Genomic DNA, 10,773 nt, shown 5'->3' on the forward strand with positions numbered 1-10,773 from the left:
TCTCCGCCGCTTGCTCAACCCGCGCCCTATGGCGTAGCAGAAACGACCGAGGCTCTAATCGCAGCTGGATGACAGTTCAGTGGCAGGTCACCCGGGTGATTTCTTCTGGGGCGGTTCCGCGGGCACCTACATGATGGGCGATCCGATGGAGGATATGTTTGTCGTCTGGATGCTGCAGGCGCCCAAGAAGAGTTCCGAGGTTCGCGGCACGTTGCGCAACATGATCTATGGCTCGATCACCGATCTACGAGCGCCTGCAGAATAATCTCGGGTACGGGTAGTGCACTTGGTGCGTCACCATCGTCCTGGCCAGAGCGGATGGGTTGGAACCACCATCGTTCCCACGAGAGCCTCGGCAATGTGACGCCGGCGGATGCCTGCTTCGGCAGGGCATCGGCGATTATCCGGCAGCGGGAAAGGATCAAACGGAAGACCATCGGACATCATCGACGACGGTGATCGGGCAAGCTCGAACAGAACCATTGATAACCTCGCGAAAAGCGCCCTGCGCCCCTCCTGCCCCGAAGTCAGTCGTCGAGAATGGCGACCGCTCGCGTCCACCCCGCCGATGCGCCCCGGATCTTTACGGGGAAGCAGGCGACCGTATAGCCCGTCGGCGGGAGCGCTTCGAGGTTGTGCAGTTTCTCGATGTGGCAATAAGCCCGCTCGCGTCCGGCCTTGTGGCCTTCCCAGACGAGCCCGTAGTCGCCCGTCTCGGCGACCCTCCGCGCGGTGAACTCGAACGGCGCATCCCAGCTCCAGGCATCGGTTCCGGTGATCCGGACGCCCTTTTCCAGCAGATAGAGCGTCGCCTCACGGCCCATGCCGCATCCGGCGCTGACATAGTCGTCGTGGGAGTATCGGCTGCCCGCACGGGTGTTCACCAGAACGATGTCATAGGGGGCGACCTCATGGCCGATGCGGTCGAGCTCGGCTCTGACATCGTCACGGGTTGCGACGTAGCCGTCGGGAAAGTGTGTGAAATCGAGTTTCACACCGGCCCGAAAGCACCAGTCGAGCGGGATCTCGTCGATGGTCGACACCACACTCGACGACGAGGCCCAGATCCCCTTCGGCGGCGTCAAGGACAGGGGCTACGGTCGGTCGGGCGGCCTCGTCGGGCTCGAGGAGTTCACCGAGCTGCAGTGGATCACGATCGAGGGCCCGAACGCGCCCAGCTACCCATTTCCGAGTAACGCCACCCCAGCCCGCTTCCGCAAGCGCTACTCTCCTGTTCTAGAAACGGCCTTTCGGTGTCCTCAGGACCGGCAGCAACCCAGAAAAATCTCCGCGACCGCGCAAACCACCGCCGAAACTACGCTACCGCCGCCGTTTGTATCCCTCACTCCCACTCGATTGTTTACGAGGCTTGTAATCAATTGATTTATCTCACTAAAAATATTTTTCGTCGCCGCCATACCGTCAGCCAACCCGTCAAAAAACGGCGCTTATGAAAACATTGGCTTTTTTCGTCCAATTCTCGAAAACTACCTTCCGCCATCTATCGGCACGCAAGCGAGGCTCCTTCATCCGCCTGCCCATCGCCCGCGTCGCTCAAGCCTTCCGCTCGACCAGGCGACATGCGAGCTCCTGATCTCCCCAGGAGGTGGCGAAGGTGTCGGACACAACTTTCCACTTTCCTGCCGGGCTATGCATGCCATGGTGCTCCCCCATACAGGAGCATTGACATTCATCGCCGGTCGCGTTCCAACAGGCGGGCGCGCACTTCTCCTGCTCCCGATACGGCTGGACTATATAAACTTTGCCGTACTTCTCGAGACATTGCGCTACGAGAGCATTAAACCATGCCTGCGGAATTTCCCAAAAGCGGCGCTGCTGATCCCACTCCGGGTTCGATCGTCGCTCCTGGCGTATCCATGCTCTGTTCTCAGGATCAAATGGCAGCCGCATACGAAGTCGGTGGCCCGCCCCCCGCCTCAGCAGGACAGGGATTTCCTTCTGATTCCAGATTCGCCTCAGCCGTTCGGGTGTACCTTCATCCACGCTGAGCCTTTCTTATTATCCTACGCCTTGACCAGCCTAATGTCCGTACCGCGATTTTCCGGGCCACGACGGACCACACCGTCAACAAGACGAAACAGAACACTTTCGAGTTCATGCGTTGGCAGATATAGTGCCGCCGCAATATGGTCACGCGTGGTGCGCTCGTTCCATAGGGCGCCCAGCACCTGAGGCCAGACGACAGAGCACTCTGGCTTCAGACCTTCAGGCTCGTGGGAGCGATATCCTCGCCGAGAAATCTCGATATTGAACGTCCGATTTTGCCATTCGCTGACGATGCCCATCTTGTTCAGTCGATATGTCAGAGCAGCTACCGAAACGCCCCATCGTTTTTTTGCGCGTATGAGTTCCTCCAACCCCGTGACGTAGCGAATGCGGCTTGCGACGTCGTCTTGAGGCATGAGAAAGTGTGACGCGAATTGGTCCGCCTCATTCTCGGCCTGCCTGCTGTCTTGCTGCTCACCGTGCCGGTGCATGACCAAATGTCCAAGCTCATGAGCAGCGTCGAATCGACTTCGCTCGGTCGATTTGAAGGTGTTCAGGAATACGAAGGGCTGCGAATTCCTCCAGCATGAGAAGGCATCGACGGTTTTGGTGTCCTCGCAAAGCGAAAAAACGCGCGCACCCTTGGCCTCCAGTAATTTCACCATGCTGGGAACGGGTTGCTGACCTAAGCCCCAATATTCGCGGACAGCCTGTGCTGCCGCCTCCGGCGTAGCGTCGGCGCGAAGATCAGGCACATCGGGTGCGGGGAGATTAAAACGCTCCTCGATCCAATCGTTAAAGAGGAACGCTATGGTACCGGCAGACAGCGCCGCATCGCGCTCACGCGCGGTCATCGACGTCAGGCTCCGAAAGCTCGCCGACTGGACCGGCAGGTCATCGAAATCGCCTGCGGAAAAGAACTCACGCGGGAAATCCAATACTCGTGAAAGCGCATTGAGGGTTTCTTCCTCAGGTTCATTTACGCCGTTCTCGAGCCGCGAAATCGTGATCGGCGAGACACCCACCGCATTGGCGAGCGAACGCGCGGTCATCTTTCGCCGCTTCCGGCCGAGTATGAGCCTACGATGATTAAACATGACAACGGTCAAATCTTACGCGAGACATTCACCTCAAAATCGACTGGCGGAGCTTCATCCGCGAGCGGGTCAGGGCTATCCCATTCTCCCCTCTGCACAAGCAGAATACGCTCGTGAAATTGATCGAACTGCTCGTCATTGATTGCCACCGGGCACGAAAGTTCAGCCCGGACGTCCGGGCCAACGGCGTAGACGAACAAGTACCATGTGGCCGCCGTGATCTCTGCAACTTCCAGCTCGCGCACTTCTGGAAACAGGTCGTACTGACCGAGCTCGACAGCGCGCGCTGCGCCAGCGCCCTTTTTCGAAACCGCGATCGGGTCTGAAATGGGATCTCCCGCTCGCTCAGCATTCTGGTAGACGATCTTGATGCCGATCTCCTTATGAAAGATCGACTCGATGTTGTCGCGGCGACATATCTCCCAGCCCTGCGGCACGTATACTCGGCGCAGATGCTCCGTGCCTGCGAGATAGGCGAGCAGTCCGCCCGCGCTAAGGGGGTGGAAGGGCGTGGCGTTCCGACGGGCACCGACCGCGGCGCGAACCACCTGGAGGAGTTCGTTCTTAGTCACGCCCAACTGCTCAAGGCGAGGAGCGACTTCAAATTCTTCCGCGAGGACCGCCATGAACAACCTGCCCTGTTAACTTTTCAGCCCTCATTTGAGCAGAAAAAAGTTAGCACGTCAATGGCCCTTCAGTGATGGCCTGGAGGGATGGACCTATTCCGCAGCCCCCGCTACCAAATCTACGAGCTTCCACCCTTGGGCTTGGGCGGGTTCTATCAGCGTCATGGCTTCGGATTTGCGTAGCGCGACCCCGAGCAACTCACGCGGCCTGGTGATGCCGACGAAGACGTTTGTCGCGGCGGTGAGAGCCACCCCTGTAAATGGCTGGTCGGTAACGCCGAACGCACGGGGAAGCACCGTGCTTAGGTCGATGCACTGCTCGTCTGCACCACTGCCTTTCCATACCTCACTCTCGACGACGAGAATTCCGTCTACGCTCTTGCCCTTGACCGAGTGGATCGATCCCAGTCGTAAGGTGAGATCGTCGAATTGCACCTGTTTCGTGGAGCGGCGCTCGGGATCGGCGAGATCGGCCTTTTGCTCCGCGACGAAGCCGCAAAAATCCGCGATCTCGGCCTCCGCGCCTTCAGGATGCGGTCCGAAGAGTGGCAGCAACTGTGTGATGAACGCCAGCCATGCCGCCTGCTCCCATACCGCATCACCGGTAAGCACATGGTCCCGGAGCAGTCGACGTACTGCGCGCGGCAACGCAAGGTCGCGATGCGACAGAGCCGGCCAGATATTATGCGCAGTAATCGGACGATCATTCGCCGCTTTCCAGCCATGCGCGCGCGCCAGTCCGGAAACCCCGACGGCGAGCATCTCGCTGACCTCTGCGGGAGGTCGCGCCGCGGCGTGGTGTACCGCAGCCTTCTGAAGCTGCCGGCAAAGCAGGTTGGCCTTTGATCGAGCCCCGCCCTCGCTGCGATATGCGGGATGATAGTCGGCAAGGCTCTTCGGCTGCCACGCCCCTTTCTTACCGGGCAAATTGTGACGCGACGCGACCGCCCAAACGTCGCGCGTGCTGCAATCGCCGCCCCACAGCGCGCGTGCCTCTTCAGCGAAAGCTCCGAGAACGCCACCGATCGTAGCTTCGTCAAACAGGAACATCACCCGCGACGCAGGCCGTGCGCCTAGACCCACAATGGTCTGAGCCTGGCGCGCGGTAAGCCGGCTTGCAAAACCGGCGATCTCCCCGCCGAACCTGCGGCTCGTATCGAGAGGGATGCAACCCGGGCCTGGCGTCCAATAGGTCGGTGCTGCTCCATCATCCTCATATAGCGTTTGATTGCTGTCCCCGAGGCGCTGGAACGCCGCCCCGTCTTGCTTGAACACGTGTTCCAGCAGCCGGAGCTGGTCGCCATGAGTGTCCTGCGCCTCATCAAGAATGACGAGCGGAAAGCGGTCGCGAAGCCGCTCGGCGAGAGCGGGGTTTTCACGGAGCGCGCGCCACGCGAGCGCGGTCATGTCGGCGTAGCGATAGAGCCCGCTCTTGACCATCGAGGCCTTGAGGGATTCGAGCGCCTTCCCGCAATCGGTGTGGGCGCCCCATTGCCCTTTGCGGCAGCGCACCACCAACGCCCGAGGCTCTGCATCTGTGTCCGTGAAACCCGGGTCCAGATCGAGGAGCGAAATCCACTCTTCGAGCCTGCGCTTCAGCTTGAGCTTCTTGTTCTTGGCGAGGTTGTCGAGGACGCCCCAACCCGGATACCGCCGCAGCGCCTCAGCCGCGAAGGCGTCGTCGTCAATCTGGCGCACGTGCCAGCCCAGGCCTCGAAGATAGGGCAAGGCAAGGTACTGGTTGATGAACGCTGTGACCGTGCCGGTGAAATGAGGATAGGCCACCAGCCGCGCTGCGGTCGGGTGACGGGCGATCAAATCTTCGACCTCCGTCCGCGCGGCATTGGTGTGCGAGATCACGCAGACGCCCCGCCTGCGGGTCAACCAGTTGCGCGAAAGCAGCGCGAGCTTTGCCGCCAGCAGCGTCGTCTTGCCATTGCCGGGCGCCGCCTGAACGTCACATGGGGTGGCCTTCGCCAGGAAGTCGGTCTGGCTCGGATCGGTGAAATCGCAGCCGCCCAGCTCGTCGCCAAGTTCGGCAAGCAGTTCGGGTGTGAGCGGCAGGATCTCGAACATGGTGCTACGCCTCCACCGCCGCCGCGCCTTCCATCCCGGCGCCCCCAATCTCTTCGTCTTCGGCTTCCGCCTCGGGGACAATCGCTGGCGCCCCGGGGACATAGCCGCCCGTCACGTAGTCGATCGCGCGCACCAGGTAGGGCGGAAGCCGGTCGCGCATCTGCTCCGGCGTATCGGTGCGTTTACGCAGTATGGCGGCGAGTTGCTCAGCGACCTCGGCCTTGGAGGCATCCTTGTCATGGACGGGCTGATAGATCTTGACGGCGATCTCGGTCGTGGAGAGCCCAGCCTCCTTCCAGCCGGCGTAGGTTTCACTAGCCTTCTTCACGATCTTCGCGAGCCGTTCGGGCTTGCGACTGCTAGTCTTGGCGAGCTGGACCGCCTGATGAACGCTCTCGGCAAGCTCAGGCCGCAGCGCGAGATCGAACTCGAGGGTCCAACTGTCGGCGATAAAAGCGTCGACGGGGTCCCCAACATCGCGCCGTAGCGTCTTCAGCCGCGCGCCGACCTCGTCCTGAGTCAGCTCGTTCTCGGTCTTCCGATCACCGACGAGGCCTTTCGCCTCGAGGGGCGGGATATCCCTGTCGGGGATCAGCGCCACGGGAACCGAGATCGCATTCCCAGTTTTGCGTTGCAGGATCCGGCTGTAGCGGAACAGGCCGCGGTGACCGACATTGACGAGCGAGACACCATACCGGCTGAGCGGACGTCCGAGCTTCTCGGCGATCGCGGGCAGCAACAGGTGCTCGCCGTCGCCCTCCACGACGATCAGCGCGCGGGCGAAGAACAGGTTGGCCTTGGTCGCATCGAGGAACCGGCGCAGGAATTCATAGTCGTCGGCTTCGAGCCGGGTATGCGCCGCGCCCAACGGAAAGGCGCTGTGACCGACGATCATCGTCATAGTCTCAAGCTCGGCGCCGGCCGCGAGCTGCGGGCTATGGGTGGTGAGCAGGACCTGGACCTGCTGATGGGTTTCGCCTTTCTTGGGATCCGGTTTGGCGGCGCGGGCTGCGAGCACCTCCATGAACAGCGTCTGGTGCTGGGGATGCAGGTGCGCTTCCGGCTCCTCGATCAGCAAGAACGGGACCTGATCGGGATGCGACTGAAGCAACAGCAGCTCGGCCGCCATGAACAGCAGGTTGTTGTAGCCCAACCCGCGCTGCACGCGCTCGGTGCCTGCCTTAGCGTTCAGATAGAGCTCGAACCGTTCGAGGATCTGATCAAACGACCCGCCGGCGCCGAGGTCCAGCGTCGCGACGAGGCGATCATCCACAAACGACAGCTTGTCGAGAAAATCGGTATTCACGCTGCTGGCCACGCCCCCCACAGCAGCGTTGTCCCGGACCGCCGCGTCAGCGGCGGCAAGCGTGTCGTGAAGCGTAACCTTGGCACCCGGCGCGGCTGGCTTGCTCTGAGGGCCCATCGTGGGCATCGCGCCGAGAATGCGCGACAGACGCGACCGGCGTCCTGCTCGCATCTCGCGCTCGGCGTCCCGCAGAGGCTTGAGATAGGTGGCCTTCAGATACTCGCGCAATTCCCCGTCGAGCGGCAGGCCTTCGCCTTCGGCACCAGCGCGGTGCTGGCTGGAGATGATACTGCCGCCGCCAGGAGAAACTCGCCGCGCACCCCGCATGCAGACGTGCAGACGAAGCTTCCCCTTTTCGTTGGCGCACCATTCCAGAAAACGGGCTTCCTCATCAGCGCTGAGGTCGTCGAAAGTGCATCGCACGACGAAGTCGCTACTCCGTGTGCCGTCGGCGCTGACGTGGAAGTCGTGTTCGTCCGGACGGATATAGTCGTCGCCACGTGTCCAGAGGACATAGCGGGCAGCGTCGATGATCGCGCTCTTCCCGGCGTCGTTCGGCCCCACGAGAATATTGAGGCCGGGCGAGAGTTTCAGTTGCAACGGAACGGTCGGATCGAAGCACCGGAAGCCGCTCGCGTAGATTTCGGAAATGTACACCGTCGCCTCCCAGCCCGTTTTTCTTATCCTGCCGCGCTATTTGCCCGCGCGGCGATGTCTGCACATCGCTCCATAAGGTCAGCGAATGGCTCCGCATCTTCCAGCAGGAGGCCGTCCTCGACCATGCGGGCGTAGTCTTCTTCTAAGACCCTCGCACCGTCGCCGGCCGGGACGAGCTGCAGACCGCCATTGACGGCTGCGGCATAGTCGATCGCCGATCGATCGAACGCCTTCTCGGCGAAAAACATGGTCTTGTGGCGCGCCACCGCGTTCGCCAGGTCGCGATCAGCGAAGGCGGATGCCGCAAAACCGGCTTCGTCCAATCGCGCGACATCGTGCCAGTGACGAGCAAAGCGATCGCCGCGCAACCGCTCCTGCAGGCAGAAGACATGGATGGCCGTCGCCTTCTCCCAGAAGGTTCGCTCTGCATGCATCACGCGTGGACGAGCCGTGGGAAAGGTCACGCCTTCGATCAAGCCAGACGCGTCGCAGGCGATGTCGCGCAAGCTCGCGGGCTCGCCCGTCGATCGTGCTCCGAATTCGAGCATCACGCTCGGCGCCACATAGCCGGAGCCGGCCGTCGCGGCCTCGTAATCGATGAACAGCTTCTCGCCTTCGACGCGGATGGTGGCCACCAAAGCTTCAGCCGCGAGCGCCTCTGCGATGATCGGCTGAACGCTTCCTTCAACCCACTCGGGCAGGCGCTTGCGCACCTCGCTGGACCAGCGTTTTTCCTCGCTACGAGTCTTCGGCAAGGCTTCGCCGTTTTCGCCCACCAGATCGGGTGCAATCGTCCGGATGTCGTAGGTCAGGTCGACATCCTCAGAAAACCGCCTGATGACCTGATAGGCCTTGGACAGCGACGTGCCGCCCTTGAATACCAGATGTTCGCCGAGCGCCGAGCCGTAAAGGGTGGCGAGCGCCCAGACCACCCACACGTCCTTCTCGAGGAGATGCGCCGGCCGGCCAGACCGATCGGCCGCGACGCCGAGCGCCTCGCGCCGATCCTCGATCGGGAGATGGAGAAAGGGATCAGCCATGTGCGGCCTTGCCCACGCTGCGCGCCAGCCAGGTCGGAAGCTGCGGCGCTACCGCGACCAGCTCGCTGAAGGCGCTGGGCGGGAGTTTCCGCTTCAATGTCTGGAGGGCGGCCTCAGCCTTCTCCGGCCCAAGCCAAGCCAAGGCTCGCACTGCCTCGCCAGCGGGCCGATGCGCCATGGCGAGCTGCCAACGAGGCGCATGGCGAAGCTCGACGACCTGCTTGCCGAGGCCCATCTTTCGGGTGCGGCCGGAAGTCAGATAGACCGACCGGACCGGCACCTGTGTCGTGAGACCGAGGGTGTTGGCGGCAGCAGCCCCACTCGGGACGATGATCTCCCCACGCTGGCTGGCAAGCGCCTCGACCGCTTGCTCCACGGAGGGAGCCCGCGTGCCGAACCGGCTCGTGACCGGAAGGAGATAGACGCCGCGACCCGCCCGGATCAGATGGCCCCTCTCGCTCAGGCGCGACAGAGCCTGGTCCACCGCGGCGCGGTTGCCGAGGTGGAGCAAGCTTTTAGCCGCAACCGGAGTGCCCTCCGACAACCCTTTCGCATGCGTTAGAATCTGTTCGGTCAAGCGTTGCATGGCCATTCTCCTGTCAGAAACATACGCGGTTTTCTGACACTTTTCAAGAACGACCGCCTTAGATGGACTCAGCCCTGACTCGCCGCAGCGAAAATTAGAACAAATAAAGAACGAAATGACGAGCCCGTCCCCGGAGATCAACGAGGAGCTTGCGGCGGAAAGGAGGTGGTCGTTGGCGCAGCAGCCGCCCTCACCGGCGCCGGCGTCGCCGCCCGCACCAAGGGCAAGAACACTCTGGTGCATCATTACATGCGGAGCTCTTCGCGCCGGCCATCGAGCAGGTTGGCTGGGCGTCGGACCGCGTGATTTATATCGAAACCGGCGACGACAAGACGGTGCTCCAGTGTGCGGTCGGCGACATTTTCATTCCCGACCTCCATCTCGATACGATCAAGGTGAAGACGCGAGATTTCAGGTAAGCGGCATTAGGTGATCGGATACCCGATATAACGCCTTGTGCTATGTACTGCTGATGACGAACCCTGGATCATCCTTTTCAGAACGCTTCGGATACAGTGCGCCGGATGCTGTAATAACCGTCCGCGAGGACGCGCCCGAAATCGTTCGTGTTGGCATCACGCAATTGGCCTATGGCGCGGAGCTGAGCGGCAAGGCTATGCGCGAGTTGACTTGCGCCGTCCTGCTCAAGCGGCCCGACCCCAACAATTGGGGGCCTGAGAATGTCGCCCGTGAGGTCGACGACCTCATCAACGACGCACCTTGGTACAAGATCTATGACCTTGCCGAGCGCATCCATACCGAGATCGGGCGTCACGACTATACGGGAACACGACAAGACGACTTTGCGGGTCGCCTGAACCAGCTCTTCCGCGAGAACGGGATCGGCTGGCAGATGGAGGACGGCAAAATCATGGTGCGCGGCTCAGAGGCCTTCGCCCTCGCAACGCATGATGCCGTCGAGACGATGCGCGCAGCTGGTGGCCTGCTCCCCGGCAAGTGGCCACTGTTGTGAGTTAGATTTCGGCTCCAACATTGGAGCTGAGAATGCCGAAGAAGCGCTATTCCCCTGAACAGATCATCACGATGCTGCGCGAAGCCGATGTCCGGCTGAGCCAGGGCGAGACGATTGGCGAGGTCTGTCGTGTGCTGGCCGTGTCGGAGCAGAGTTATTACCGCTGGCGTCGCGAGTATGGCGGGCTGAAGGTCGATCAGGCGAGACGGCTGAAGGATCTGGAGCGTGAGAACCAGCGTCTTCGCAAGGCCGTTGCCGATCTGACGCTGGATGCGATGATCCTGAAGGAAGCGGCACGGGGAAACTTCTGAGAGCGCGTTTGAGAAGGATTCCCAAGGCGTCTGTTGCGTGATTCATAGGGGGTCGGATCAACGAGACAGGCCGACGCTCCATGCCCCGGAAGAA

Annotated in this window: 9 protein-coding genes and 2 pseudogenes; 4 read left to right on the top strand and 7 right to left on the bottom strand. The window is 61.6% G+C overall.

Annotated elements, in window-relative coordinates; translation table 11 throughout:
* Positions 1 to 79: 79 nt before the first annotated feature.
* The gene (locus ACSSVZ_RS27185) at positions 80 to 265 is read left to right on the top strand and encodes a hypothetical protein (protein WP_453974002.1); all 186 of its coding nucleotides are present in this window, start codon (positions 80 to 82) and stop codon (positions 263 to 265) included.
* Positions 266 to 527: 262 nt separating this feature from the next.
* Here the strand turns inward: ACSSVZ_RS27185 and ACSSVZ_RS27190 are convergent.
* A pseudogene (locus ACSSVZ_RS27190) lies at positions 528 to 1,037 on the bottom strand (cyclase family protein); the annotation flags it as partial.
* On the opposite strand from ACSSVZ_RS27190, the gene ACSSVZ_RS27195 reads away from it, so the two are divergent.
* Positions 1,033 to 1,383 carry a hypothetical protein gene (locus tag ACSSVZ_RS27195; RefSeq protein ID WP_453974003.1) on the top strand — a complete coding sequence of 117 codons (351 nt, stop codon included), beginning with the start codon at positions 1,033 to 1,035 and terminating at the stop codon, positions 1,381 to 1,383. The pseudogene ACSSVZ_RS27190 and the gene ACSSVZ_RS27195 overlap by 5 nt on opposite strands.
* Positions 1,384 to 2,024: 641 nt before the next feature.
* On the opposite strand, the gene ACSSVZ_RS27200 is transcribed toward ACSSVZ_RS27195, so the two are convergent.
* The 6 genes from ACSSVZ_RS27200 to ACSSVZ_RS27225 form a co-directional block, all read right to left on the bottom strand.
* The gene (locus ACSSVZ_RS27200; RefSeq protein ID WP_453974004.1) at positions 2,025 to 3,104 is read right to left on the bottom strand and encodes a helix-turn-helix domain-containing protein; all 1,080 of its coding nucleotides are present in this window, start codon (positions 3,102 to 3,104) and stop codon (positions 2,025 to 2,027) included.
* 8 nt (positions 3,105 to 3,112) lie between these two features.
* Complete coding sequence (locus ACSSVZ_RS27205) at positions 3,113 to 3,730, bottom strand: hypothetical protein (RefSeq protein ID WP_453974005.1); 618 nt, start codon at positions 3,728 to 3,730, stop codon at positions 3,113 to 3,115.
* A gap of 93 nt (positions 3,731 to 3,823) precedes the next feature.
* Complete coding sequence (locus ACSSVZ_RS27210) at positions 3,824 to 5,806, bottom strand: UvrD-helicase domain-containing protein (protein ID WP_453974006.1); 1,983 nt, start codon at positions 5,804 to 5,806, stop codon at positions 3,824 to 3,826.
* 4 nt (positions 5,807 to 5,810) lie between these two features.
* Positions 5,811 to 7,769: an ATP-dependent nuclease gene (locus tag ACSSVZ_RS27215; RefSeq protein WP_453974007.1), complete on the bottom strand. Its 1,959-nt coding sequence runs from the start codon at positions 7,767 to 7,769 to the stop codon at positions 5,811 to 5,813.
* A gap of 23 nt (positions 7,770 to 7,792) precedes the next feature.
* Positions 7,793 to 8,809: a nucleotidyl transferase AbiEii/AbiGii toxin family protein gene (locus tag ACSSVZ_RS27220; protein ID WP_453974008.1), complete on the bottom strand. Its 1,017-nt coding sequence runs from the start codon at positions 8,807 to 8,809 to the stop codon at positions 7,793 to 7,795.
* Positions 8,802 to 9,395 carry a DUF6088 family protein gene (locus ACSSVZ_RS27225; protein WP_453974010.1) on the bottom strand — a complete coding sequence of 198 codons (594 nt, stop codon included), beginning with the start codon at positions 9,393 to 9,395 and terminating at the stop codon, positions 8,802 to 8,804. Before ACSSVZ_RS27225 ends, ACSSVZ_RS27220 begins: the two co-directional genes overlap by 8 nt.
* Positions 9,396 to 9,849: 454 nt before the next feature.
* On the opposite strand from ACSSVZ_RS27225, the gene ACSSVZ_RS27230 reads away from it, so the two are divergent.
* Positions 9,850 to 10,368: an AbiJ-NTD4 domain-containing protein gene (locus tag ACSSVZ_RS27230; protein WP_453974009.1), complete on the top strand. Its 519-nt coding sequence runs from the start codon at positions 9,850 to 9,852 to the stop codon at positions 10,366 to 10,368.
* A 32-nt stretch (positions 10,369 to 10,400) separates the two neighbouring features.
* Positions 10,401 to 10,670, top strand: a pseudogene (locus ACSSVZ_RS27235) (transposase); the annotation flags it as partial.
* Positions 10,671 to 10,773: the final 103 nt, after the last annotated feature.

This window comes from Amorphus sp. MBR-141, assembly GCF_053628695.1.

What these genes read in the sequence shown, in the direction of transcription:
- ACSSVZ_RS27205 (WP_453974005.1), bottom strand. Translation starts at nt 3,730, where the DNA reads ATGGCGGTCCTCGCGGAAGAATTTGAAGTCGCTCCTCGCCTTGAGCAG.
- ACSSVZ_RS27225 (WP_453974010.1), bottom strand. Translation starts at nt 9,395, where the DNA reads ATGCAACGCTTGACCGAACAGATTCTAACGCATGCGAAAGGGTTGTCG.
- ACSSVZ_RS27220 (WP_453974008.1), bottom strand. Translation starts at nt 8,809, where the DNA reads ATGGCTGATCCCTTTCTCCATCTCCCGATCGAGGATCGGCGCGAGGCG.
- ACSSVZ_RS27200 (WP_453974004.1), bottom strand. Translation starts at nt 3,104, where the DNA reads ATGTTTAATCATCGTAGGCTCATACTCGGCCGGAAGCGGCGAAAGATG.
- ACSSVZ_RS27195 (WP_453974003.1), top strand. Translation starts at nt 1,033, where the DNA reads ATGGTCGACACCACACTCGACGACGAGGCCCAGATCCCCTTCGGCGGC.
- ACSSVZ_RS27210 (WP_453974006.1), bottom strand. Translation starts at nt 5,806, where the DNA reads ATGTTCGAGATCCTGCCGCTCACACCCGAACTGCTTGCCGAACTTGGC.